This window comes from Holdemania sp. (assembly GCF_986127675.1).
Genome location: NZ_CFQZWI010000019.1, coordinates 1 through 23,483, shown reverse-complemented (window position 1 = coordinate 23,483; position 23,483 = coordinate 1). Strand labels below are relative to the sequence as shown.

Here is a 23,483-nt window from a genome sequence, read left to right as displayed (position 1 = left end):
AGACCGGCTGCAAGCTTCTGATTGCCTTGCGCAGACAAGCTTGCATGGTTAAAAACAATCCATGAACATTGAAAAAAGGCATATCCCCGTCTGACGTTCGACGCTTGGATATGCCTTTTTTGATTTTCAGTTTACGATTCTGTTTCTTCCAGACAATGAATCAATTCCAGAATCCGGTTCAAATCCTGCGTACCGGAATACTGAATCACGATCTGTTTCTTATCGACCTTGACGCGGGTCTGCAGCTTGTTCTGCATGACTTCCTCAACATACAGCAGATTCGGGTCTTCCGCCTTCTTGGCGGCCTTCGGTTTCGGTTTTTCCTGCCGTTCCTTGACCAGCCGTTCCACCTCGCGCACAGACAGACCTTCCTCGGCGATCTTCATCGCCAGATCATAGGCTTCGCCCTCATCCTCAATCGTGACTAACGGGCGCACATGCCCCATCGACAATTTATTCTCCGTGACCAGCTGCTGGACAGATTTCGGCAGCTTTAACAGCCGCAGGGTGTTGGTGATGTGTTCGCGGGATTTCCCGACGCGCTGGGCCAGTTTTTCCTGCGTGTAGTCCAGCCGTTCGATCAGGCGCTGATATGCCTGAGCTTCTTCAATCGCGTTCAGGTCTTCGCGCTGGATGTTTTCCAGCAGCGAGATTTCCATCATCTGTTCTTCGGTGAACTCCATGACGATCGCGGGAATCGTCTTCAATCCTGCCTTCTTACTGGCGCGGACGCGGCGTTCGCCGGCGATCAGCTCGTAGCCTTTGACCGATTTGCGCAGCAATACCGGAGTGAAGACGCCATGCTCCTTGATTGACTGAGCCAGCTCGCCGATCTTCTCGTCGTCGAATATTTTACGCGGCTGGTAGGGATTCGGCCGGATCTCCGACAGCTTGATCTCGCTCTGGCGGCTTTCGTCGCCCTGCTGGATCTCCTCGATCACATTGCTTAAATCCTCGCCGAAAATGGCTCCCAGGCCTTTCCCCAGCCGGGCTTCATCCTTTTTCATTGGCTTTTGCCTCCTTTGCGTTATAGGAAATGACTTCCTTTGCTAACGATGCGTAGGCCTTGGCTCCTTCCGATTTTACGTCATATTCAAAAATCGTGGCGCCGCGGGAAGGCGCTTCCGACAGCTTGACGTTGCGCGGAATATACGTCTTATATACCCGCTCCTTGAAATACCGCCGGACTTCCTGCTGGACTTCGACGCTCAGCTTGGTCCGCGCATCAAACATCGTCAATAATACGCCTTCGATCATCAATTTATTGTTGAAAAGACGCTGTACCAGACGAATCGTCGACAACAGCTGCGTCAACCCTTCCAGCGCATAGTATTCACATTGCACCGGGATGATCACCGAATCCGCGGCCGTCAGGGCGTTGGTGTTCAGCAGTCCCAGCGAAGGCGGGCAGTCGATGATGATGTAATCGTAATCGTTCTTCACGGCGACCAGTTTGTTTTTCAGCAGCTTCTCGCGGCCATATTTGTATTCGACCATTTCCAGATCCGCCCCGGCCAGGTCAATCGTCGCCGGCAGGATATCCAGCGGCGGAATCTTCATGGTTTTCACAGCGTCTTTCACTTCCACGTCGCTCATAATGACGTCGTAAATACTTTTTACAAAGCTCTGGCGGGTCGCGCCGACGCCCTGCGTCGCATTGCCCTGCGGGTCAAAATCGACCAGTAATATTTTTTTGCCGAGATAGGCCAGTCCGGCGGAGAGATTGATGCTCGTCGTCGTTTTTCCGACGCCGCCCTTCTGATTGGCGATGGCAATGATTTTTCCCATTTTTTCACATCCTTTTATCTTGATTTAATCCTTACTCGGTATTCACAGAGCATAATTGTCCCCCAGCAAGGTAGGCGAACCTTCCTGTCTTACAGGCAATCTGTTTTATCCATCGCCTGTTGACCTCTGGCCTGTTTTTGTCAGGACCTTCCTTAAAAGTATGGGGTTTATTCCTTATTTATTGGGAAACTTAATGATAATCCGGACGTCGTTGTCCGTTTCTGCTTCCTCAGTTTCAATCGCGATCCCGGTGCGGCGAACCATCTCCACCGCCTGGTAAATTGTGTTCACCGCGATTTTAATATTGCGGGCAAATCCTTTGAAGACCGGTTTCTTCGCTTCAGTTTTCGGCTGCGGTGCTTCTTTCATGCTGGTGATCAGCTGTTCTGTCTGACGGACGTTCATGCCCTTCTTTACGATTTTTTCATAGACTTCCCGCTGCTTTTCCGGCTCCACCGAAAGCAGCGCCCGCGCATGGCGTTCCGTAATCTTACGGGAGGAGATACCTTCCTGAATTTCATCCGGCAAATTCAATAACCGCACCTTGTTTGCGATCGTGGACTGGGATTTTCCCATTTTGGACGCCAGTTCTTCCTGCGTCATGCCGGCAGAGCGCATGATCTGGATGTACGCCTTGGCTTCTTCGATGGAAGTCAGGTTCTCGCGCTGAATGTTTTCCACTAACGCCAGCTCCGCTAATTTTTGTTCGTCGGCGCTCATGACATTGCATGGAACTTCGCTGTATCCGGCCAGAATGCAGGCTTTGTAGCGGCGTTCCCCGGCAATGATTTCATACCCGTCTTCGTCTTCCCGAACCGTGATCGGCTGGATCAGCCCATTCTCCCGGATCGACTGCGCCAGCTCCATCAGCGCGTCTTCGTTAAATTCCAGCCGCGGCTGGTGACGGTTGGGATGAATCTGCTCGATTGATATTTCCCGAACTTCTCTCATAAAAACACTCCTTTACAACGGACTCTTTTTGATTTTCGCATAGGCGCGCGGATACTGCGGCGGCGTGGTTCTGACCTTGCGGTAGGTCAGATTGACGCGCGCTGAGCCGTCCTGCAGATGGACTTCCTCGGCCTTTTCCAATTCCGCGCCCAGAATTTTCGTCGCTTTTTCCGCCTCGGCTTGTTCTTCAAATCCGGCGGCCCCCTTCATGGCGACAAAGATTCCATTCTTTTTTACTAACGGCAGACACAGCTCCGACAGCACGCGCAGATTGGCGACGGCCCGCGCCGTGACCAAATCAAACGATTCGCGATGTTCTTTCGCGTAGTCCTCAGCCCGGACATTCAAACATTCAACATTGTCCAGCTGAAGCTCGCGGCATACTTCCTTGAGAAAAACAACCCGCTTGTTCAGCGGTTCTAAAATTGTGATCTTCATTTGAGGATTCATAATTTTTAACGGCAGGGAAGGAAAGCCCGCGCCCGCCCCGACGTCGCACAGGTGGACAGCGTCCAGCGCCATGCCGGCAAACGGAACCAGCGAATCATAGAAATGCTTTTCCAGCACTTCCTCCCATTCCGTGATGGCAGTAAGATTTATTTTTTCATTCCATTCCCGCAGCAGCTGCGCATACCGCACAAACTGATTCTGCTGAAGAGCGGAACATTCGATTTTCTTTTGCCGACAGGCTTCGATAAATTCTTCCCATTTCATACTGCATCCTCCGCATGGGTTATTATAGCAAAATTCTCTCCTGTTCTAAAGCACTTCTTCCCATGAAATTGATGTTTCATCGTTTTTCATCGCCAGGATTTTGCTTTCTTCTGAAACACGTTATGAGTTTTTACATCAGGAGTTTTCTTTGATGAAGAAGTTCTGCCTTCCTTTTCGGATTCTTTTCCGACTGAACTGCCTGATCAAGCGGAGGCAGGAAGCGCTGCATCTGTCTTTTGCGGATGCCGGATTGATTTCGATCTGACTTTCGCGGGTTGACTTCATAAAGCCATTTCCTACAAGGTTTTCCTTTGCGGACGGACTTTGATCGCAACGATGAAAGATCTGTTTTGTTCCTTATACTAAATAAGGAGAAATTGCCGCGGATCGGGAATCCGGTTTGCCTTTCTTCAGCGATTGTGATACCCTGTTTTTAACGGATTTTTTCAGGGAGGAAAGGAGAAACCACAGATGAAGGACAGAAAACCAATCCGGCTGATCGCCAGCGATCTGGACGGCACGTTATATCATGGAGCGCAGGAACTGGGGAAAATGACGCCGGCCAACCGGGATGCGATTATCCGCTGGAAGGATGCGGGCAATCGGTTTTTGATCGCCACGGGAAGACGGGCATGTACGCGTGAGGAAATCATCCGCGATTACGCTGTCGACTGCGATATCATCGCCTGCAACGGCGCGAAGGTGATACTGAACGACCAGCTTTTATGGAGCCGGGAAGTCATGCCGCCGGAGCTGAACGAGCTGTGCGATTTGTGCGAACCCTTTCGCGATGAACTGGATTTCGTACTGGATATCGACATCACCGAGCGGATCACCTATCAGGCTGACAGCCTGATTCAAAAGCGATTCCCAGAAGATCTTTACCTGCGACAGGTCCGCGATTATTTGAACCAGCCGCAAACCGCGTATCCCAATAAGATTTTTATGATCCTGGCCGATCCGGCAAGGCTCCCATTTTTCCTGGATTACTTCGGCAAACATTTCCAAGGCCGGCTGGCCGTGACCAGCAGCGGTCCGGATCTGGTGGAAATGAGCTGCGCAGGCTGCAGCAAGGGAGCTGCTTTATTGGAGATTCTGGATCGGTTAGGTCTGGATCGGAAGCAGGCCGCCGCCATCGGCGATGAACAGAACGATCTGGATATGCTGCAAAGCATTCCATATGGCTTCGCGATGAATTCAGCCCGCCCGGCGATCAAAGCTCAGGTTCCTTATTCTGTCGATTCGGTTCATGATTTGATCGACGCCTGTCTGCGGTACAATGCGGCATGCGAACAGCCGTCCGCCGCAAATGATCGAAATTTTCTCGAAATCTTCCGATCTTCCCACGCTTCAATCTACTAAACAATTCCTCTCGGACTTGTCTCTGGTCTTCAAATTTCAGTCTTTCCCGTAAAAAACGCAGGTCTGTTTTCAGATGCAGCATAGATCATAATAAAAGGAAAAAACAATCATGAAAAATAAACTGTTCCGCGCTTTGGCGCTATCCGGCCTTGTTGCCCTGTTCACTGCCTGTCAATCCACACCAACCGCCACAGCGCCGTTAAGCGTGTCGCCGCACACGCTTTCCGAAGATACCCAGACTCTGCTTGATTTAATGCCGCAAGGGGATTCCACCTTCTTTTTTGATTTGCACCTCAACGAGACCGTCGATGGGCTGGAAGTTCAGAGCTGGACGTTAAACGCGGATCATCAATGGCAGGAGGAGGCCGGCGGCGGAACCAGCGGGATGCTTGAACACGACGATAAAATCCTGATGATTCAGGTTTTAGCCGATCAGTCCCGCTTTGCCTGGTCTTGCGGCGGCGTGTCTTCCCCGGGCGTCCCGATTGGCGAAGACGGTGCTTATTTCACTTCAGACTGGGGAGCACGCGGAACGGATCGTCTGGATGAAACCATCGACGTTCCGTTGAACCAACCGGTGCCGCTGCTTTTGATACTTGAAAAAGATGGCGGCAGCGATGGACAGCTTTCAATGGAGGTCAACGATCTGATGCAAAGTTTAGAACACCCGGAACAGGTCGATGCCGACCGGGCTTTGTTGATCACCGTCAAGTTTCGATAAAGGAAATTCAGATCATCCATTTTTAAAGAATGAAGATCGAAGGTTTTGGCGTTTATGCCAGAACCTTTTTTGATGTGAATTGCCAACATGAACAGGATTTCTTTCTTCTTTCTTCATTAAAAGCGCTGTTTCGCACGAAGAAGCAGGTACAATTTTTACAGTAAACCAGAAAAAAGCCTGGTTCACCCAGGTTTTAGTACAAAGCAATGTCCGCTTCAATCTGAAGCATTGCCACAAATTCAGTTGTTTTCCATTTTTCCAAGTAAATTATCCTTGTTCAGCTTATTTTCTATACTGAACATGTTCAATGACTAGAAATAGGACAGTCATTATAAATGTCAAGCTATTCAGTATTATAAAAACGTTCGCCAAAAAATCCATATCTCTGAAGATATAACTTGTCAGAACGGAGCACAGGAGTAATAATGCAAATATTGCGCTTTTTTTCATAATTAATTCACTCTCATTCTTTAACATGGGAAATCTGATTTTTATTTTTTAACAACTTATAGATCCGTATCTGTGTATACGCAATCCTTTTGCCATGTTGGATCTTTTCCGCCTTAGTAAGCAAGGAAAACATGATCCGCCAGGAAAACAGAACTATTGCCGCAAAGTATACGTCGCCTGTTGCCGAACTTCCTCTTTTGGAAGCAGCGCCCGGACAGCGTGCAGTAGTTCAAGTACCCCTTCCCGCTGCCCTTCATCAGGAAGAGTCACGGTGATCAACGTCAGCTGTGCGCCGCAAATAATCTGGGCCGCAAGCTGAAGTTCGTCCTTGGACGCATACCAGCCATACCGACAGACGCCCTCACCCGCCTGGAATTCCTCGATATCCTGGACTTTCTCAAATCCCTGCTCAAAGAAAATCGCATCTCCCTGATTGCGGGAAAACCCGGTGATCTGCCAGAGCGGACAGCGCGGGTCGCTTCCATCTGTCCATAAATTGATTCCCCGGCCTTGTTCCGTCTGCTTATATTCATATTTATATTTCCCAGGGAATACAAACTTGACGTTGCCGAAATCCTGCGTGATCCGGTCCCGGCGATACCCGATCTTTGTTTCATAGCACAGCTCAGGAACCCCTGTCAGATCCAGCGGATCTTTGCCATCCAGCTGACAAAGCTTGTAGTACGCTTCAATCGGAAAGGGCAGCGTTCGGTCCATCATCAGCGCCTGTTCCAGATGGGAGAAGATAAATTCGTTGGTCTGCCGATCCAGCTCACTGCGGGAAGACGGCGCGAAATAACAATGCTCCCACAACTGGTTCAACGCACAGTTCCGGTAATACAGTGCGTCCTTGATCGGATTCTTCCAGATAAAGAACTGATCGGCGAATGCCTCGATGCCGTCTTCCAGCTTCTCAGCCAATGCGGAAATTGAAAATCGGCCCATGTGCGTGATGATCGTGCCGGGAATTTCCCGGGGCATATATTGATTCAGATCCCAGCATAAGCACAGGCTGGTATATTCATCCTCTTCCATCTGATGAATCGGAATCGTCGTCAGCGTTGCCAGCCAGGGATAAAAATGATCCTCTACCATTTTCTTAAAATCATGGTAGATCATATATTCCGCTTCATCCTCAAACAGAATTTCAAGATTCAGCCGATCCGCCAGCGTCTCAATAAAATCAGCGGCCGCTTTGTGCAGCCCCGGTCCCGCCGGCGTCGTCACGCACTCACCTGACATGATCCAATGATTCATCTCTTCCTGTTGGAATTGAATTTCCAGAATTCCAATCGGGCAGAACGATAAGCTCACGCTGTTTTCATCCGGAAAAGCCGGGATGTTCCACTGTTCCGCCAAGTCCATAATTTCTTCCCGGACTTCACTTACATCCTGAATCTGAGCCTCAAACGAAAGTCCAATACTCATCGCCAACCCTCCTGTTCTTTCTTTTTCTTATTATAACATATTCCCCACGCCGCATTTCCATCCGCAAAGAAAAGCGAGCTTCCATCTTTCCCTCGATGTGCCCGCTTGTTTCGCTATGATTCTGTTTTGTTATTCCGCTGCGCTCTTTCCAATCACAAACGCGTACGCCCGTCCCGGCTGCGGATTCAATTCTTTATAGACGCTGTCCACCTCGGTAAAATCATGCACCGGTACATAGATTACATCTTCCCAGGTCAGCTCCGGATTGTGACAGACGAGGAAGTCCTCAACCGCGATCCGGTGATCATGAACGCCGACGATCGTGATATGATAGGACGTTTCATCTAATTCATTCCAGCCTTCCAATAAGCCACCCTGCGGCAGCGGATCTTTATACAGAAACAACAGATATTCCGAACCGTCGCGGCCGCCGTAATAGAAAGAATGTCCGATGAATGTTTTTCCATCCTGCGCTTTGTAGAGAAGCACGATGCGCTCAAATTCATCCAGACTGGTTTTGACTCTAAACGTTTCAATCATTGTTCATCACCTCTTGATTTCAGTATAAATAGCCTGCCCCAAAAGCTCAACTATGATTTTTCAGGTTTACTAAACCTTCCATATTTTACAGAATGGATTTTTTCCCTTTCATTCTTCTGTATTTCAAAGATCGCTTCCCTTTTACAAATTTCGTTGGTAAGATGGAAGCAGGAATTTGTGTGATTTACGAAAAAAAGTGTGGCTTGCCTTATCATTCAGAGAGAAAGTTAAAGGTGAAAGCATGAAAAAGAATATCCTAATACGCCGAAGTTCGATAATATTCATCCTTTTCCTGAGCCTGCTTGCGCTGTACCGGACGGCAAATATCCATGTCATTCAGGAACGGACGAGCGATCATCCCTGTTACTGGTTGTCCGTTCAGAATTCACCGCTTCTATTTCCAAATTTCAACAGGCAGTTTCAGGCCGAGGATGATATGACCTTTCTCAGCATGGACATCAAAACCCGTGAGTTCCTTCCTGGACTGGCTCTCTTTTCTTCACCTTGGGGGATCGTGGGGGATTACTGGGTTCGGCTGAATCCAAAGGGTCCGAGTTATCCGCTGACCGTGCTGGAACAGCATCGCGATCACCAGCCGCTCAGCTGTCAATTCGCACTCACGTCCGATCTTAACCGCACGTTGATGCAAGAAGAAAACGGCGTTCTCTGGTTTGAACAAGACGAACCGGTTAACAATTCTCAGTCTGAAGTTCGATTCGATCGAATCTGGACGCTTCAGACACGCACCTATGAAATTCAGATCTCTGCCTCTGATTTCCTGATCGAACGGATTCAGCCGACCGTTGAGAAAACTTTTCGTCACCTGATCGAAACTCAGACAAAATAAGCGAAATTCTGATTTTAGTTACGCTTTTAGAAAGTGAGAATACCTTATGAAAAAACATCGCCTCCTTCTCACCATTCTGCTGATCCTGCTTTTGTTAGTCGGCGGTCTGATCTACCGCAACGACAATATCCGGGTTCTGAATTCCATGGAAAATCCGGCCTGCACCGGCCTCCAGGTTCGCAGCGCCCCTTTCCTGTTCATTGATACTCAGCGGCAATTTCAGGCTGGCGAGGAGATGAAGGTGATTGAAACCCTGATCTGGGCAGAAAATTTTACGCCTGTCTTAGCCCTGCCTTCCGCTGCCACCGCCAGCTATACCACCTACCAAATTCTGCGGGAATCCGGTGAACCTGTGCTTTTCTATGTGAATGAACAAAAGCGTGATCAAGCTTGCGGTCTGTCCACGATTTTCAGCGGTCCCAGTGAAACGCTCCATGAATCTGACGGTGTAAAATGGACGGAACAAACCATGGCGGTTTCAGATTCCGCTTCATCCGGCTATTCTGCATCTGTGATCTGGACGATCAGGAGTAACGACCGTTTGATCGTCATTGAGCTGCCCGACATTCTGCGCGATCTGATAAAACCCGCAGCTGAGGAAACATTTCTAAAATTAGCGGTCTGATTATTTCCCGGGAAAGTGCTTGGTTCAAGTTCTCTGACTCTGATTTATGGAATTCAAATAACCGCCGTCCTCAGCACATGTCCGGGAAATACAAAGAAGACAACGACTTCGTTCATAAGGGGGAATTTTGATGTTCACTTCTGCTCGCAGCGCCCAAGTTGCCGTCAACGGCGATACGATGAATTATCTAGTCTTTGGAAAAGGTCCAAAAACACTGGTCATTCTGCCCGGATTAGGCGATGGACTGACCCCGGTTCATGGTCAGTTTCAGGCATTCGCTTTTGCGTTCAGCTATCGGCGGATTGCCCGGCATTTTAAAGTTTATTTGTTCAGCCGCCGCAATACGCTGCCCCCAATCTATTCCACGCGGCAGATGGCTGCCGATCAGGCGCTTGCCATGAAAGCTTTAGGCATTAAAGCCGCCGCCATTCTGGGCGTGTCGCAGGGTGGGATGATCGCCCAGTACCTCGCGATTGATTATCCAAAGCTTGTCAGCCGCCTTGTTTTGGCCCTCACCACAGCACAGCCCGGACAAACAACCCGCGCCACCCTCCAAAGCTGGATCCACATGGCAAAACAGTCGGATTATTCCGGTTTGATGACGGATACGGCTGAAAAGTCTTACTCCGACGCCTATCTCAAAAAATACCGCCGGCTCCTCCCTCTGCTCAGCCGATGGGGGAAACCCCAAACCTTCGACCGGTTTCTCACGCAGGCTCAGGCTTGTCTTGATCATGACGCGCTGGAAGAAATCCATCGGATCTTTTGCCCGGTCTTCGTGATCGGAGGCGAGTGTGATCACATCGTTGGTGTTCAGGCTTCCCGCGATCTGGCTGAAAAGCTGAACACGGCATCTCTTTTAATTTATCCGGGCTTGGGTCATGCCGCCTATGAGGAAGCCGGTGATTTTCAACAACGGATCCTTGATTTCTTATCTCAGGCATAACGATCTGCCAAGGTTGTCCCCTGCGATCATCATAGTCTGGCGGTGCATCAGTGCAAAAGAAAGACTCCCCCTCATGCGGATTTCTGTCAATCCGGTTGAGCGAGAGTCTTTTATACTGCTTTCAATTCTTGATTCTAAACTGATTCCCTTGACAGTCCGCTTAATAAGCCAGCGTGGTGCCCCACTGTTCTTTATCCAGTCCGGACCAGACGATCACATGTCCCATGCCCTGACGCTCGTTGATCAGCACGACGTCAGACGGTCCCATGTAATCCTCATGCGCGATCATCACGGTGAACTGATCGGCGCCCTTCTGGATCACCCAGCCTTCCGCGACCGATTTCGCAAACGGACGATCCTGCCGGCTGACCAGACTGACCGGAGCCGGCACCGCGAAGCACGGCGCTTTTTCCCCTTTCGGGTTGAGTGAGAAAATCGTTGTGATCGAAGTGAAACCCGCTTCGTTCAGCTCGGTTTCCAACATGACCGACGGCGTCGTCGTATTGTAATGCAGCGACAGCCGCGTGTCCGTCAGCCGGACTTCAGCCTGCTCCGCCAGCGTCAGCACTTCGCAGTCGCTGTTGTTCAGCGTCAGTCCCGCCGTCTGCCCTTTTAATGTAACCTGAGCGTCCGGCGAGAAATGCCAGCGCTGCACAATTTTATGCTTATCCTGCGGGTTGGCATAAATCTCGTCATGCACAAGAATCAGATCTTCCCGCAGCCAGACCACCTTCCGGCTGAGCACCGCGCTGCCGGTTTCCAAATCCATGTAGCCTAACGCCGCCCCCTGCGCCAGCCGGAAGCTGCCGGCTTGACTCATCTGTGTGTTCAGCGACCAGGAGCGCTTATGATATCCCCAGGAACGCTTGCAGCGAATTGACGGCTGATTGTCCAGCTCGATGACATTGTGCGCCTTCGGGCCTTTAAACTCATACCGTTCCGGCTTATCAACATACGTCAGCCGGCCGCTGTCGCGCACGATATCCTCGCCGCGGTAAAACAGATCGACATGCAGCTTGTCCTCATGGGCATGCCCGCCGCCATGGACGCCGTTGGTGAAATGCAGCCACGTTTGATCCGCGGAATCATCGCTGTGCCAGAAAATATGTCCGCTGTCCGGGAAGATAACGCTGCGCTTGCCGGAGGGCATGGACGGCATGGAAGCATACGCCTTCGCCGCTTCCACCCCCAGATCAAACACACAGTCAAAATCAAACTCCGGATACCCGGCGGCTTTCCAGGCTGGATTGTTGAAGCTGACAGCTGCTTTGGTAATGATGTCGCGCACGTCAATATCATCGCTGTCGCCCATCGCCATTTCAATCCCATCCGGTTTGCGGTGTTCGACGCAGAAGTCGATCATTTTCGCCAGCCGTTCATTATATCCAAAAGGCAGCTCGATGCCGTTGCGGTCGGCCAGAATCTTCACTTCCAGAAAATCCTGCGCGACCTCGTTGTGATACATCGTCGATTGTTCCCAATGCACGCCGTCCGGATACACCTGCCGCTGCAGCTGCAGATCCAGCCGGCACAGCGCTTCCCTGCGCATTTCCTCACTGAATGGATGTTCCGGCATCAACAAGGCTGCCGTAAACAAGCCGTGGTTTTCCAGCACGCCCCAGTTGGAAATGATCTTCGTGCTGTTCCAGACTTCGGCGATGAACTTTTCCTGCTCGAGGATTGATTCCTCAAACAACGAACAGAAACTGTCGGTCAGCGCCGGACTGTCGCGGAACAGACAGAAAGCCTTGATCCACAGGTTCATTCGGATTCCGGTTTCCAATGTCCGGCAGGCGTTGGCACAGTCCGGATCGCGCAGGTTGATCTGGCAGATCCAGCTCTTGCATTGTTTGACGAACGCCTCGGCGTATTTCTCATCGCCGGTCAGCACATACGCCTGTCCCATCGTGATCCAGAAATGATGGCGGTTAAACGCAAAGATCCATTCCGGGTCATCCGCCGGCTGATGCAGCCAGTTGATTTCCTTTTCAAACACGACCGGAATTTCCGTGTATTCCATATCCCAGCGCAGATCGAAACGGAAGCTCTGTGCGCAGGCTTCGTCCGCCCGGGCGATGATCTTGTCAATCTGATCCTGCGCGCAATGGGTTAGAACATAGTCCTTCACCGCCGCGGTGTCATTGACAAAAAATTGTTTCTTCTGTGCAAAAAATTCGCTTTTCTTCATGCTTTGCTCCTTACCAATACCGATTCCAGTCCGTCACCATCCGCGTCAGGGCTTCCATATAATAGTAGTCGCCCCAGCTGCAGCACTCGTCGACGCCTTTGTTGCGGCAGGTGTTGGTCGGCGTGTGGCGGTTATAGGTGCTGTGAAGCAGGATGCCGTTGGTCGAATCCCAATCCTTAACCTCATAGTTGTCGATCAATGATTTCATCATCTGATACGCAAGTCTCGTATAGTATTCCGCTTCTTCTTTGTCCAGCACTTTCGCCGCTTCCAGAAAGCCGCAGATCACAATCGCCGCTGAAGAGGAATCGCGCGGTTCACTGCTTCCGTCGGTAAAATCGAAGTCCCAGAACGGAACCAGATCCTTCGGCAGATGGCGCAGATAGTAATCGCTGATGTGGCGGAACAGCTCCAGGTATTCCGGATCCTGCGTATATTGATAGCTCAGAATCGTACCGTAAACGCCCCAGGCCTGCCCGCGTGCCCATGCGGAATTATCGCGGTTGCCCTGATGCGTGACGCCCTTGAGCGGCAGGCCGGTTTCCGGATCGAAGAAATACGTGTGGATCGTTGAGTAATCCTCACGCACGACACACTTCATCGCCGTGCGGATATGCTTGTGCGCGATGTCCGCAAACTTCGGATCACCGGTGACCTCGCTCGCCCAGTACAACAGCGGCAGGTTTAACAGACAGTCGATAATCAGCCGGTAGCTGTCCTTATCGCCCATCTCGCCCCAGGCCTGAATGAATTCGCCTTTTTCCTGAAAGCGGGTGATCAGCTTCTCCGCCGCCATGATCGCCGCTTTCTTCGCCGTTTCATCACCGGTCAGTTTGTAGCCCGCGACGCAGGAGAGGGAGTACAGGAAGCCAAGGTCATGATGATCGACGCTGAATTCCTCATTGATCCGCTTGTAGAAGTCCTCCACCTGAATCAGTGCGGCATACTTGAAGATGTTCTTTTTCGTGTGTTCATAAGCCAGCCAGATCTCGCCAGTCCAGAAGCCGTTGGTCCAGTCCATGTTGATGATCGGCTGGTAGAATAAATCGGTGCTGCTGGCAGCCTGATATTGATACGTGAACGCAGGCAGGTTTTTTTCTACCTGAGCGCAGGCACGGTCCAGCGCGGCGGTGATTTCTGCTTTTGCCGCCAGGGGTTTATCTAAAAATTGAATACGGTCCATGAACGGGAAACCTCTCTTTCTTCTCTGTCTTGAGTTTATCATCATTTTTCGCTATGATAAATAGGAAGGTTAAGGTTTTTTTGTATAAATTAAAGAAAGAAGGAAGGGAAATGCAGGATTTCAGCGTGACGTTCCGCTATGCAATTCAACGGGAATGTACTTTAGAATGGCGGGTGAAGCGGGATCGCATCGACTACAACAACCTTGTGTTCATATTAAAGGGAAAAGCGTTGTATAAAACTGACGATAACGAACAGGTTCTGACTGAGAATCAGGTGCTTTTAATCCCGGCGGGCAGTCTGCGGGAGGCGGAGCGGTTTGCGGAGGAGCCGCTGACGCTGCAATCCTTTGATTTTTTCAGCGATCAGCCGCTGCCGGCCTTGCCTCAGCCGGTTCTGACCCTGGATTCGCTTGATTTCTATCTGCCGTTGTTTCAGGATTTCAACCGGCACTGGCTGACGGAAAAGCCGTTGTCCCGGCTGCATTGCAAAGCGGTGTTCTATCAGATTCTGGACGAGCTGTACCAGACGGCCTGGGCGCAGCAGGAGAATCCGCATGTCCGGCAGATGAAAAGCTACATCGAATCGCATCTGACGCAGACCATCACGATGGAGGATCTGGCATGGGTCACCGGCCTGAACGTCGTGTACTGCGGGGCGTTGTTCAAACAGGAAACCGGCGTCACGGCGCTGCGCTACTGGCGGACGCTTCAAATCCGCAAAGCAGCCCAGCTGCTGCGGGAACCGGACATCTCGGTCAGTGAAGCGGCATGGCAGTCCGGCTTTGACGATCTGTTTTATTTCTCCAAATTATTTAAAGAGATTCAAGGCGTATCGCCGAAGGTGTATCAGCGGCGGCATCCCTTATAAATCCTTATCGGGAATAGTTAACTCAATCCGCGTCCTCGTCCAGTGCTTCAATATAGAAGCTGACTGGACGGAAACCGTCGTTGCAGGAGATCATGGCGGAGCGCGGATTTTTCATCCAGCCTTCATAAAGATTTTCCCCGCCGTGAGCCAGCGTCATCACAAACGGGGACAGACTCGACCAGGCGCTGTCGCACAAGCCTTCCGGTTTCATCCAGCCGTTGGCGATAAAGACCTGCCCTTCCCGCAGATCGCAGGCGTGCAGCATCGGATTTTCATAGCGCGCCATCAAGTCGGTATGTTCTGTCACTTTCGCTACGGTAATTCTGCATTTTTTCATAACTTCTCCCGCTCCTTCCTTGTTTTCATTGCAGCACCGGTTTAAGAACCGGGGACCGGAAGGATTTCCAGCTTTCGCTTTCGATCCTTTGCCGGATGAATCAGTGAGCTGTGCCTGGGGCTGCTTCAATGCATCCTGCCTGGATTTATTCTGTGCAAACCTTTCCGCTGAAGATCAAAAAAACCTTGTCTTTGCGGCAAGGATTCGTTGTCTATGATGCAATGTTTATCACAACTTCATTTCAGCCCCCGATCGCAATGCCTGTCGGCGGGCTCGGATCCTCTGCCGCCCCGCTTTCCGATCAAGTTCGCCATCGCTATTGGGGACTTTGATGTTGATTGCGGATCTCGTTGATTTCATCAATATCGTCGAAGCATTGGGAATCAAAGAACTCCTTGAGCGAAAGATTCAGCGCCAGACAGATACTGTAAATCGTCGGCATATACAGCGTTTCCTGATCCTTCGACATAAAACTGGAAATCGTGCTGTTGCCGCAGGCCTTCTGACTCAGCGTGCTTGGATTCAGATCATATTCCCCGCATAATTCTTTAATTCTGATGCGTAATGCTTCACTAAATTTCATCGTTATAGTCCATCCTCTAAATTGTCGAATAACTCGCTGTCGAAGAATTGACTGAACGACATATTGAACGCGCCCAAGATCTTACAACACGTATGAAGCGTCAGATATTTATCCGGCTCCCGTTTATAATTGTAAAATGTATTTTTACTGACTCCGCTGACCTTGGCCAATTCATAATAAGTCCAGCCGCGTTGTGCGCGGAGTTCGTCGATTCTCTTAAGCGTCGCTTCGTTCAATTTCATGCCATCGCTACCTTTGTATCAACACTGAATTAGTCAATAACTTCCAATTCCTGCTTTTATTATAACTAGCTGCATGATAAAATTGGTTTGGAGGTTATGTGCTAACATTATGATAAACAAAGGTATTCCCGACGTCGGTTCCACCGTCCGTCAACTCCGGATCGACAAAGGCATGACAATCGAAGCCCTTTCCCGCATAACTAAAATTAAAATTGAAGAACTGACTTGCCTGGAACAAGGCGGAAACTGCCCGGTTCCCGATTATTTCGTAATCCTGACGGCACTGGGTTATGATTGGGACCAGATCGTCGACCTCCTGCAGCGCGGTCAGGCCCGCTTCACCTGAATTCCTGCCACAGAAAGCTGCCGATTCCCAGGTTGGAACACCTTGCGCAACAGAAAAGAAAAGAGGATGATCCGCTTCGGTTTTCCTTGACTTAGATTTCGGCATGGAAAGAAATCTGCGATTTCCGATATGATTCCGGATTTCTCATTTCTTATTTCCGTCCCGTCATCGCCAAGGAAGCGAAGCGCAATCATCCCGTGACCGTTCAGCTTAAATGCCTAAAAACTGGTAAAAACCAAATAAAGGAAAAGTACCTGATAAAACAGATAAGTAAATTAAATTCATCCCTGATTACTCCTCTCTTTTCAAGTACTTGATATAAAAATTATATTATCGGAACTCACTTTAAACAAGGAAACACGCTTAATAAAGATCGCTGGAAACTCGGCGCTGCCCTGCGGCGTTTTGATAAAATTTACAGTAAAGGAGAGCGAATGAAACAGATCAACGCTTTAATACGGATAACCCGTCTGAAAAAAGGAATTAAAGCGGCGGCGTTAGCCCATGAATGCCATATCACAGCCAGTTATTTAAGCCAGATCGAATCGGGAAAGGAGGTCGATCCGGCAATCACCTCGGCAATTCTGCGTCAGCTGGGGATTGGAATCAAGAAGAATAACAAACAGATTCAGAAATTTGACAAGCTGATGGATGATCTGATCACGGCGGCGGCTTTTTACGATGCAGTCACGATGAACACACTGTTCGATCAACTATCCCAATCGGAATCCAGCCTTATGGAATCTGAGCTGGCGCTGAAATTCACGCTGGCTGCCTTTATCACGCACGTCGTCAATAAAAATTATGCACAGATCAAAGAAACGCGGGATATCCTGAAGCAATGTGTAAAGCTGTTGACTCCCGAACTGCTTCAACTTTATTATCTGTATCTGGGAATGTCTTTTGCGGATGTCCGCGGCGATCTGTTTAAGGAATACACGCTGAAAGCGCTGAGCATGAAAGAAAAAGAATCCGTAACTTCGATTGCGCACTACAATCTGGCTATCTGCTATGCCCGGGAAAACAACCACTTTCTGGCGGACAAGTACAATCTGAAAGCCCAGCGCTCATTTCTGGATGAACAGAATTACCTCCGGCTGATTTTCAGCAAGTCTTTTGAAGCCGTTCTGTATTCTGAAAATGGAATGTTTGAGGAAGCGTTGGAAATTTCCACTTCCATTCTGGATCAGACGATCATAAAGATTCCCGAATTTCAGCGGAAACAGGTGCTCCAGAATATTCTTTTTACCTGCATTCTGGCGAAAAAATATGAAGAAGTTCAACGCTATTGCATTCGGTATGCAGCCTCTGTCGAACTGACTGATTTTCACCGCGCCATGCAAGCCTGGGCTTTATATAAATTAAATCAGATGGAGGAAGCAGCGGCGCTGATTAAAACCTGCCATCAGGACAAAACCAATCCTTTTTCCTCGCAGTTTATCACGATCGTCAATCTGACGCTGGCGCAGGAGGAAGTCGAATTGCAGCATCAGCTGATCCAATTCCAGAAATTTGCGCTGAAGCTGGGCGACGATTTATCCGCCAAATTCATCACTGAATTGTTATGTGAATCCTATCTTCGCAAAAACAATTATTCCAAGGCTATTTACTATCAGAATCTGGTTGACCGCAAAAAATAAACGCGGTCATTTCCGTGAGAAAGGGGACAATTATGCTTGAAGGGGTACAGGAGCTGTTTGAACAGCTGGCGAAGGATAATCAGGTGAGCGTAGAGGATATTCAATCCGATTTACAGAAACGGATTGACACGGCATGGGCGGATCAAAATGAATCCTCCGCAGTGCTGCGCCGGTTTTTCAAAGACAAGAAACCGACCGCTGTTTTTTTCCTGTTTGCTTTTGATCAAATCCAGAAAATGAATGATCAGATTCAGGAAATCATCGAAGAAGTTTATCTGACTGAAATGAAGGCTGGCGGGAAGTCCTCAGTCGAGGTGACCGGAGAGCTGGATGCCGATCAAATCCAAGATCCGATCGAGACCTTTCTGGCTATTTTAAATTGTCTTCAAAGCAATGCGCTGATCATCGAAACAATTCGTCAGATGGACTGTCTACCACAGGAAAAGGATTGAACTTTCCAATCGTTCAATCCTTTTTTTGAGTTTGTTTGTCAGCAACGATCACGATCAGCTTTTCAAGGGGGTAAAGCGCTTTTTGCCAAGCGCTTTCCCTTTGTTCATGTTTCTCTTTTTGATTTCAAGCTTCATTTCCGGGGGGATTTCCAGGCAAGGATGCTGCTGACCCGCCTTATTAATTATCCTCTGTTTCCGCACTCTGTCTTATGCTTCAAAAAGTTCTGGATTGTCTGACAACCTTGGAACATAAAAAAGGGCTGACTTTTGTTCAGCCCCTTTTCCTCACTTTCAAATTCAGTTGTTCACGCTTTTAGAGAAAGTGTGTGAGGTTTCTTAAAATCCTTATTTCGCCTGATCTAAGCACTCAGTAACGCCTTTGATGACCGCGTTAGAAGAGTTGGTAGCGCCGGAAACCGTATCGACTTCCGCAGAGTTGGCTTCGACGATCGCCGCGCAGATCTTTTCCATCGCGACATCGCCCAGACCTGCAGTTTCGGCCTGTTCCGGAGTTGTGACGCTGGCGATCTTGCCGCCTTCAATCTTAACTTCGACAGTAACGTCGCCGTTGTTGCCCTTCTGTGTGGAGGTGTATGTGCCATCTTTGTAGCCAGCAGCGTCGCCGCCCTTATCCTTGCTTCCGCAAGCGCTCATGGACAGAACCATCATGCCAGCCAGAGCCAGTGCTAAAAACTTTTTCATGGTTATTTCTTTCTCCTTCCAAAAATATCGAACATTGTCGATGGTTTAATCATATCAACACCCGTTTCCAATGTCAATTCCTGAACGCTTCGTTCTTGTGAAAAATCGCTTTAAATTAAAGATATCAGCGGCTTACAGGTCGTCCTTGAGGGCGGAAGCCTTCGCATAAGCGCTGGAGCGGGCTTCGAAGAAATCGGTTTTGATCAGATTGGCGTTGGCATACTGACTGACCCATTTCATCGACGCCGGTTCTTCCTCTTCGCCCGGATAAAGAATTTCCAGATGAATTGCCCGGGCGCGCAGGTTGCCGAGATAGCGGATGTAATCGCGGATCATCGTTTTGTTCAGCCCCGGGATCTCATCGCCCAGAATTGCGCAGCCCCATGCGATCTCCTCTTCGACGCCCTGTTTCAGCATATCCCGGTAAAGCTGTTCCAGTTGCGGCGTGAACAGCTGCGGCTCCTCCTTGCGCAGCTCCAGAATCATGCTGCGAAACAGCCACAGGTGGGTATTTTCATCGCGATTGATGTAACGGATTTCCTGCACTGAGCCGGGCATCAGTCCCATCCGGCCGAGATTGTAAAAAAACATGAATCCCGAGTAAAAGTAAATTCCTTCAAGAATGTAATTGGCGATCAGCGTCTTCATCAGCTGCACCGGCGTGCGTTGTTCCATGAACTCATTATACAGCCCTCCGATAAATTCATTGCGCTTCAATAGCCGCGGGTCGTTTTTCCATTGGTACAGGATCTCTGTGCGTTGATCCGGCGAACAGAAGGAATCGAGCATGTAGCTGTAACTCTGGGAATGCACCGCTTCCTGAAAGGCCTGAATCGTCAGGCACAGATTGATTTCGTTGGCCGTGATCACCTCGGCGATGTTGGGCAGGTTGGCTGTCTGGATACTGTCGAGAAAGATCAGAAACGACAGTGTTTTATCAAGTGCGGTCTTCACTGCCGGTTCCAGCTTGGGATAATCCTTGAGATCCTGTCCGAGGTTGATTTCCTCGGGAATCCAGAAATTGTTCATCGCCTGACGATACCAGTCCGATACCCAGCCATATTTCAGCGTGTTGAAATCATTGAGGTTGGTCGTGTTGCCGTTGATCATCCGGCGCTGGCGGACGTCGGTATCGCCCTGGGCGTTAAACAGCGCTTTGCGTTTGAGTTGTTCTGACATCGTGGTTCCTCCCTTGATCTGTGACGGTGGTCTTGAAATGAAGATTGATGTTTTAGAGATGGTCCTGAATTGAAGATTGATTCGTGATGGGATGAGGAAGATTCCGCCAACAGGCAGAGCTGCGCCATTGGACAAACCTTGTCTGATTGGGAATCAGGCGGAACAGGACTCACATTCTTCCACTTCCAGCGACTGGCTGCGGACGTAATAAAGCGTCTTCACGCCTTTCTCCCAAGCCAGAATCATCAGGTTCAACAGATCCCGCAGGGAATAATCGGTCGTAATATAAAGATTGACGGACTGCGCCTGGTCGATATGCCGCTGCCGCACGCCCGCGGCCCGGACAACCCAGGTCTGGTCGATCTGATGAGCTTTCTTGTAATACCAATAGGTTTTTTCATCCAGCTCAGGAGCGACGCGCGCAATGATGCTGCCCTTTTTCTCTTCAAGGAAAAACTTGTTCATGATCGGATCAACGCCCGCGCTGGTGCCGGCAATGACCGAGGTCGAGCTGGTCGGCGCGATTGCGAGCAGCCAGCCGTTGCGTAAACCATCCCGCGCCACTTGATTAGCCAGCAACTGCCAGGCGTCGGAGGTGTAGCCGCGCTTGGTAAAATAAGCGCCGGTTTGCCAGTCGGAGCCTTCAAAATAGGCATACCGGCCTTTTTCCTGAGCCAGCCGCAGACTGGCACGGATCGCATTGTAATTGATTGCTTCAAACAGAGCGTCGGCCGCTTTCAAATGTTCGTCAGACTCGAAGAAGATCGAACGCTTCGCCAGCCAGTGATGCAGGCCGCTGACGCCCAAGCCGATCGCCCGGCTGAGCTTGGCCGTATGCTGCGCTTGGGGCAGCGGGTAGGCGTTGAGATCGATCACATTGTCAAGCGCCCGCACGGTCACTTCGATGACCAATCGCAGTTCTTCTTCATCTTCGGTATTCAGCCGGCCAAGATTAAGGGAGGCGAGGTTGCAGACGACCATCTCTCCAGCTTTTGCCTGTTCGAGGATCACCGTTTCCCCATTGACCTCCGTCAGCCGGGTCTCAATTTCTCCAGCCGGCGCGATGTTCTGTGCGATTTCCGTGCATAAATTGGAACAGTAAATCACACCGCGGTGAGGATTGGGATTCATCGCGTTGACAAGATCGCGGTTAAAGACAAATGGCGTGCCGGTTTCAGCAGCCGATTTCAGAATCAGCCGGACGAGGTCCTTTAATAAGATCACGCGTTTTTCGATCCGCGGATCGGCAATGCATTCCTGATAGCGCTGTTCCCACAACTCGCCAGTGCAATCTTCCAGCGCATAGCCTTTCACCTGCCAAATTTGATGCGGGTCGAGCAAATACCAGTTCTGATCCAGATTTTCCTTTGCCATCCGCCAGAACAGATCCGGATAGCACACTGCCGGGAAGACATCGTGCGCCTTCATGCGATCGTCGCCATTATTGGTTCGGATCTGAAGGAATTCCGGCAGATCCCGATGCCAGCAGTCAAGGTAAACCGCGACGGCCCCCTGACGCACGCCCAGCTGATCAACCGCTACCGCGGTATCATTGACCAGCCGGATCCAGCGCAGCACACCGCCCGCGGCGCCCTGAAATCCCCGGATATCACTGCCGGAAGCGCGGACCTTGCCGAAGTACAGGCCCATGCCGCCGCCCTGTTTGGAGATTTGCGCAAAGCTGTCGAGCGACTTGTAAATTCCCTTCAGAGAATCCGCAACGACGTCGATAAAGCATGAAGCCAGCTGTGCTTTCGGCTTGCGGGCGTTGGCCAGCGTCGGCGTCGCCATCGTGACTTTCAGCTGACTTAAGACATCGTAGATTTTGATCGCCCATTCGACGCGGTTTTTTCCTTCCGGAATCGCCAGATGCATCGCGATCCCCATAAACATCTCCTGCGGCAGTTCCAGAACTTCACCCTGATGATTGCGGATCAGATAGCGTTTGATCAACAATTCCAGACCGCTGGCGTTGAACAGCTGGTCGCGGTCGTAGTCGATCGCCTGTTCCAGCCGGTTTAAATCGTTATAGCTGTAATGCTCGGCTAAGCTCGCGTTGATCAAACCCTGCGATTCCAGATATAACAGCTTCTGGGCCAATGTGCGGATCCCCTGTTGCTGCATCCGCTGGCTGACGGAGCGGCGCAGCTTGATCATCATAAACCGGGCCGCGGCCATTTCCCATTGCGGCGTGTGCGGACTGATCAGCTCGATGCAGGCGCGGATCAGATTGTCAAGCTGCTGGGAGCGTTTCATCTTCTCCTTGGAAAAAGCCTGAACTTTCTGAATCAAAGCGTCAAGCGACATCGCCGGCTGAGGAAAATCACGCTGCAGCTGACGGCAGGCGGCCAAAATTTCCGGATCCGGAATGATCCGGCAAAGCTGATCAATCTGATCGCGCAGCCTGGCATGTTCCTGACGGTACAGGATATAGTGGCGGGCTTCTTCATAACAATCCTGACGCATTAACGCCTGTTCCACCCAGTCCTGAATTTGTTCGACGCTGACCGGGGCCATTTCCGCCGCAGTGCGGATCTGGACTTCTACCTGATCGAGAATGGCTTCCTTCTTCATGTCCGGCAGCGGATGGCCCACGCTGTCAAAAGCCGCGCTCACCGCCCGGCTGATTTTCCGGCGATCATAGGCTTGAACGCTTTGATCTCGTTTGATGATCTCCATTTTGATTCTCCTTTTGCATGATCTCTTGTCCCGGTTTCCGTTTCAAATATTTCCGGGCGTTGGTGTGCTTATTATACAAAAGTTGTCCGCGCAAAGGAAAAGATATGCCCGCGATTTTCGAAGCGGGGCTAAAGGAAAAACAGAAGGTTGGATCGGAGGCAGGGCCGGGAATCGAAAAAGAAGGTTCTATATCTTCTAATTTCATAAATTTTAACGTCGGTGGAAACCAGTGCTTTTTTCTTGAACATAAAAAAAGGGTTCTATAAATTTTCGTGTTGGTGGAAACCAGTGCCTTTTTTATCTTGAACATAAAAAAAGACATAGGTAAGAATTCCCGTTACAATAAAGTTACCACACCATACAGAAAGGAAATCTCACTATGTCCGTTACTTATTTTATCTTATCTGCGCAAAAATTAAAAGACCCGTATCTTCATTTCTCGAATGTTGGCTTCTTTTCCCAATCCATTCGCAGCGTGGATTCCCCTGTCTTTTCCGGTTCGCTTTTCCAGACTTCACCGCCTTTCTGACCTCACGCTTTCACCAGTGACAACGTAAGGCCCACAAGCACAAAACCGTATTCTTTGGCTTTTTTCGCATAAAAAACACCGGGACATTACCCCAGTGTAAATTCAGATTTTACTCTTGTGATCGCCGATTATTTTGTCTCAATCATCAGTTCCTGAAGATTTTCCAGCTAGATCGGAAGAGC

At 50.0% G+C, this 23,483-nt stretch carries 23 protein-coding genes; 9 read left to right on the top strand and 14 right to left on the bottom strand.

What is annotated here, in order from left to right; all coding sequences use genetic code 11:
* Positions 1–131 precede the first annotated feature (131 nt).
* The 4 genes from AC5OW4_RS05025 to rsmG all read right to left on the bottom strand — a co-directional run bounded on the left by AC5OW4_RS05025 (position 132) and on the right by rsmG (position 3,453).
* On the bottom strand, positions 132–1,007 hold the full coding sequence (locus AC5OW4_RS05025) for a ParB/RepB/Spo0J family partition protein (protein ID WP_072685142.1): 876 nt from the start codon (positions 1,005–1,007) through the stop codon (positions 132–134).
* On the bottom strand, positions 994–1,788 hold the full coding sequence (locus tag AC5OW4_RS05020; protein ID WP_072685143.1) for a ParA family protein: 795 nt from the start codon (positions 1,786–1,788) through the stop codon (positions 994–996). The genes AC5OW4_RS05025 and AC5OW4_RS05020 overlap by 14 nt, the downstream gene beginning before the upstream one ends.
* Positions 1,789–1,962: 174 nt before the next feature.
* Positions 1,963–2,739, bottom strand: coding sequence for a nucleoid occlusion protein (noc, locus tag AC5OW4_RS05015; protein ID WP_072685144.1), 777 nt, complete (start codon positions 2,737–2,739; stop codon positions 1,963–1,965).
* Between the two features lie 12 nt (positions 2,740–2,751).
* Positions 2,752–3,453 carry a 16S rRNA (guanine(527)-N(7))-methyltransferase RsmG gene (gene rsmG / locus AC5OW4_RS05010; RefSeq protein ID WP_195548070.1) on the bottom strand — a complete coding sequence of 234 codons (702 nt, stop codon included), beginning with the start codon at positions 3,451–3,453 and terminating at the stop codon, positions 2,752–2,754.
* 471 nt (positions 3,454–3,924) lie between these two features.
* Here rsmG and AC5OW4_RS05005 point away from each other — a divergent pair, with 471 nt between their 5' ends.
* Positions 3,925–4,815, top strand: coding sequence for an HAD-IIB family hydrolase (locus tag AC5OW4_RS05005; protein ID WP_493676724.1), 891 nt, complete (start codon positions 3,925–3,927; stop codon positions 4,813–4,815).
* Between the two features lie 109 nt (positions 4,816–4,924).
* Positions 4,925–5,536, top strand: coding sequence for a hypothetical protein (locus tag AC5OW4_RS05000; protein ID WP_195395508.1), 612 nt, complete (start codon positions 4,925–4,927; stop codon positions 5,534–5,536).
* Positions 5,537–6,139: 603 nt separating this feature from the next.
* Here AC5OW4_RS05000 and AC5OW4_RS04995 read toward each other — a convergent pair.
* Together AC5OW4_RS04995 and AC5OW4_RS04990 are read right to left on the bottom strand one after the other, a co-directional pair.
* Positions 6,140–7,414 carry a hypothetical protein gene (locus AC5OW4_RS04995; RefSeq protein ID WP_195395507.1) on the bottom strand — a complete coding sequence of 425 codons (1,275 nt, stop codon included), beginning with the start codon at positions 7,412–7,414 and terminating at the stop codon, positions 6,140–6,142.
* 129 nt (positions 7,415–7,543) lie between these two features.
* A complete protein-coding gene (locus tag AC5OW4_RS04990; RefSeq protein ID WP_072685149.1) occupies positions 7,544–7,954 on the bottom strand; it encodes a hypothetical protein in 411 nt (136 codons plus the stop codon).
* Between the two features lie 436 nt (positions 7,955–8,390).
* On the opposite strand from AC5OW4_RS04990, the gene AC5OW4_RS04985 reads away from it, so the two are divergent.
* The 3 genes from AC5OW4_RS04985 to AC5OW4_RS04975 all read left to right on the top strand — a co-directional run bounded on the left by AC5OW4_RS04985 (position 8,391) and on the right by AC5OW4_RS04975 (position 10,372).
* A complete protein-coding gene (locus tag AC5OW4_RS04985; protein ID WP_195395506.1) occupies positions 8,391–8,801 on the top strand; it encodes a hypothetical protein in 411 nt (136 codons plus the stop codon).
* A gap of 46 nt (positions 8,802–8,847) precedes the next feature.
* Positions 8,848–9,426 carry a hypothetical protein gene (locus AC5OW4_RS04980; RefSeq protein ID WP_195395505.1) on the top strand — a complete coding sequence of 193 codons (579 nt, stop codon included), beginning with the start codon at positions 8,848–8,850 and terminating at the stop codon, positions 9,424–9,426.
* A 130-nt stretch (positions 9,427–9,556) separates the two neighbouring features.
* The gene (locus AC5OW4_RS04975; RefSeq protein ID WP_195395504.1) at positions 9,557–10,372 is read left to right on the top strand and encodes an alpha/beta fold hydrolase; all 816 of its coding nucleotides are present in this window, start codon (positions 9,557–9,559) and stop codon (positions 10,370–10,372) included.
* A gap of 160 nt (positions 10,373–10,532) precedes the next feature.
* Here AC5OW4_RS04975 and AC5OW4_RS04970 read toward each other — a convergent pair whose 3' ends face one another.
* Together AC5OW4_RS04970 and AC5OW4_RS04965 are read right to left on the bottom strand one after the other, a co-directional pair.
* Positions 10,533–12,560: an alginate lyase family protein gene (locus tag AC5OW4_RS04970; protein WP_195395503.1), complete on the bottom strand. Its 2,028-nt coding sequence runs from the start codon at positions 12,558–12,560 to the stop codon at positions 10,533–10,535.
* A 10-nt stretch (positions 12,561–12,570) separates the two neighbouring features.
* On the bottom strand, positions 12,571–13,743 hold the full coding sequence (locus tag AC5OW4_RS04965) for a glycoside hydrolase family 88 protein (protein ID WP_072685152.1): 1,173 nt from the start codon (positions 13,741–13,743) through the stop codon (positions 12,571–12,573).
* Positions 13,744–13,853: 110 nt separating this feature from the next.
* On the opposite strand from AC5OW4_RS04965, the gene AC5OW4_RS04960 reads away from it, so the two are divergent.
* Positions 13,854–14,612, top strand: coding sequence for an AraC family transcriptional regulator (locus tag AC5OW4_RS04960; RefSeq protein ID WP_072685153.1), 759 nt, complete (start codon positions 13,854–13,856; stop codon positions 14,610–14,612).
* Between the two features lie 22 nt (positions 14,613–14,634).
* Here AC5OW4_RS04960 and AC5OW4_RS04955 read toward each other — a convergent pair whose 3' ends face one another.
* The 3 genes from AC5OW4_RS04955 to AC5OW4_RS04945 all read right to left on the bottom strand — a co-directional run bounded on the left by AC5OW4_RS04955 (position 14,635) and on the right by AC5OW4_RS04945 (position 15,774).
* The gene (locus tag AC5OW4_RS04955; protein ID WP_072685418.1) at positions 14,635–14,949 is read right to left on the bottom strand and encodes a TIGR04076 family protein; all 315 of its coding nucleotides are present in this window, start codon (positions 14,947–14,949) and stop codon (positions 14,635–14,637) included.
* 316 nt (positions 14,950–15,265) lie between these two features.
* A complete protein-coding gene (locus AC5OW4_RS04950; RefSeq protein ID WP_072685154.1) occupies positions 15,266–15,532 on the bottom strand; it encodes a hypothetical protein in 267 nt (88 codons plus the stop codon).
* Positions 15,533–15,534: 2 nt separating this feature from the next.
* Positions 15,535–15,774 (bottom strand): helix-turn-helix transcriptional regulator, encoded by a 240-nt coding sequence (locus AC5OW4_RS04945; RefSeq protein WP_072685155.1) that lies wholly within the window; start codon positions 15,772–15,774, stop codon positions 15,535–15,537.
* Between the two features lie 109 nt (positions 15,775–15,883).
* Here AC5OW4_RS04945 and AC5OW4_RS04940 point away from each other — a divergent pair, with 109 nt between their 5' ends.
* From AC5OW4_RS04940 to AC5OW4_RS04930, 3 genes are all read left to right on the top strand, one after another.
* Positions 15,884–16,120: a helix-turn-helix domain-containing protein gene (locus tag AC5OW4_RS04940; RefSeq protein WP_072685156.1), complete on the top strand. Its 237-nt coding sequence runs from the start codon at positions 15,884–15,886 to the stop codon at positions 16,118–16,120.
* A 434-nt stretch (positions 16,121–16,554) separates the two neighbouring features.
* Positions 16,555–17,760, top strand: coding sequence for a helix-turn-helix domain-containing protein (locus tag AC5OW4_RS04935; protein WP_195395499.1), 1,206 nt, complete (start codon positions 16,555–16,557; stop codon positions 17,758–17,760).
* A gap of 32 nt (positions 17,761–17,792) precedes the next feature.
* Complete coding sequence (locus AC5OW4_RS04930) at positions 17,793–18,212, top strand: hypothetical protein (RefSeq protein WP_072685158.1); 420 nt, start codon at positions 17,793–17,795, stop codon at positions 18,210–18,212.
* A 345-nt stretch (positions 18,213–18,557) separates the two neighbouring features.
* Here the strand turns inward: AC5OW4_RS04930 and AC5OW4_RS04925 are convergent, their stop codons facing one another.
* The 3 genes from AC5OW4_RS04925 to AC5OW4_RS04915 form a co-directional block, all read right to left on the bottom strand.
* Positions 18,558–18,914 carry an FMN-binding protein gene (locus AC5OW4_RS04925; protein ID WP_195395498.1) on the bottom strand — a complete coding sequence of 119 codons (357 nt, stop codon included), beginning with the start codon at positions 18,912–18,914 and terminating at the stop codon, positions 18,558–18,560.
* Positions 18,915–19,046: 132 nt separating this feature from the next.
* Complete coding sequence (locus AC5OW4_RS04920) at positions 19,047–20,093, bottom strand: ribonucleotide-diphosphate reductase subunit beta (RefSeq protein ID WP_295770305.1); 1,047 nt, start codon at positions 20,091–20,093, stop codon at positions 19,047–19,049.
* A 153-nt stretch (positions 20,094–20,246) separates the two neighbouring features.
* On the bottom strand, positions 20,247–22,772 hold the full coding sequence (locus AC5OW4_RS04915) for a ribonucleoside-diphosphate reductase subunit alpha (RefSeq protein ID WP_195395496.1): 2,526 nt from the start codon (positions 22,770–22,772) through the stop codon (positions 20,247–20,249).
* Between the last annotated feature and the right edge of the window lie 711 nt (positions 22,773–23,483).

Excerpts from the sequence above, each read along its gene's own strand:
- rsmG (WP_195548070.1), bottom strand. The coding sequence starts at position 3,453 with ATGAAATGGGAAGAATTTATCGAAGCCTGTCGGCAAAAGAAAATCGAA.
- AC5OW4_RS04945 (WP_072685155.1), bottom strand. The coding sequence starts at position 15,774 with ATGAAATTGAACGAAGCGACGCTTAAGAGAATCGACGAACTCCGCGCA.
- AC5OW4_RS04930 (WP_072685158.1), top strand. The coding sequence starts at position 17,793 with ATGCTTGAAGGGGTACAGGAGCTGTTTGAACAGCTGGCGAAGGATAAT.
- AC5OW4_RS04920 (WP_295770305.1), bottom strand. The coding sequence starts at position 20,093 with ATGTCAGAACAACTCAAACGCAAAGCGCTGTTTAACGCCCAGGGCGAT.
- AC5OW4_RS04950 (WP_072685154.1), bottom strand. The coding sequence starts at position 15,532 with ATGAAATTTAGTGAAGCATTACGCATCAGAATTAAAGAATTATGCGGG.
- AC5OW4_RS04990 (WP_072685149.1), bottom strand. The coding sequence starts at position 7,954 with ATGATTGAAACGTTTAGAGTCAAAACCAGTCTGGATGAATTTGAGCGC.
- AC5OW4_RS05005 (WP_493676724.1), top strand. The coding sequence starts at position 3,925 with ATGAAGGACAGAAAACCAATCCGGCTGATCGCCAGCGATCTGGACGGC.
- AC5OW4_RS04915 (WP_195395496.1), bottom strand. The coding sequence starts at position 22,772 with ATGGAGATCATCAAACGAGATCAAAGCGTTCAAGCCTATGATCGCCGG.
- AC5OW4_RS04995 (WP_195395507.1), bottom strand. The coding sequence starts at position 7,414 with ATGAGTATTGGACTTTCGTTTGAGGCTCAGATTCAGGATGTAAGTGAA.
- AC5OW4_RS04985 (WP_195395506.1), top strand. The coding sequence starts at position 8,391 with ATGACCTTTCTCAGCATGGACATCAAAACCCGTGAGTTCCTTCCTGGA.
- AC5OW4_RS05020 (WP_072685143.1), bottom strand. The coding sequence starts at position 1,788 with ATGGGAAAAATCATTGCCATCGCCAATCAGAAGGGCGGCGTCGGAAAA.
- AC5OW4_RS04970 (WP_195395503.1), bottom strand. The coding sequence starts at position 12,560 with ATGAAGAAAAGCGAATTTTTTGCACAGAAGAAACAATTTTTTGTCAAT.
- AC5OW4_RS04975 (WP_195395504.1), top strand. The coding sequence starts at position 9,557 with ATGTTCACTTCTGCTCGCAGCGCCCAAGTTGCCGTCAACGGCGATACG.
- AC5OW4_RS04980 (WP_195395505.1), top strand. The coding sequence starts at position 8,848 with ATGAAAAAACATCGCCTCCTTCTCACCATTCTGCTGATCCTGCTTTTG.
- AC5OW4_RS04960 (WP_072685153.1), top strand. The coding sequence starts at position 13,854 with ATGCAGGATTTCAGCGTGACGTTCCGCTATGCAATTCAACGGGAATGT.
- AC5OW4_RS05000 (WP_195395508.1), top strand. The coding sequence starts at position 4,925 with ATGAAAAATAAACTGTTCCGCGCTTTGGCGCTATCCGGCCTTGTTGCC.
- noc (WP_072685144.1), bottom strand. The coding sequence starts at position 2,739 with ATGAGAGAAGTTCGGGAAATATCAATCGAGCAGATTCATCCCAACCGT.
- AC5OW4_RS04940 (WP_072685156.1), top strand. The coding sequence starts at position 15,884 with ATGATAAACAAAGGTATTCCCGACGTCGGTTCCACCGTCCGTCAACTC.
- AC5OW4_RS04965 (WP_072685152.1), bottom strand. The coding sequence starts at position 13,743 with ATGGACCGTATTCAATTTTTAGATAAACCCCTGGCGGCAAAAGCAGAA.
- AC5OW4_RS04955 (WP_072685418.1), bottom strand. The coding sequence starts at position 14,949 with ATGAAAAAATGCAGAATTACCGTAGCGAAAGTGACAGAACATACCGAC.
- AC5OW4_RS04925 (WP_195395498.1), bottom strand. The coding sequence starts at position 18,914 with ATGAAAAAGTTTTTAGCACTGGCTCTGGCTGGCATGATGGTTCTGTCC.
- AC5OW4_RS04935 (WP_195395499.1), top strand. The coding sequence starts at position 16,555 with ATGAAACAGATCAACGCTTTAATACGGATAACCCGTCTGAAAAAAGGA.
- AC5OW4_RS05025 (WP_072685142.1), bottom strand. The coding sequence starts at position 1,007 with ATGAAAAAGGATGAAGCCCGGCTGGGGAAAGGCCTGGGAGCCATTTTC.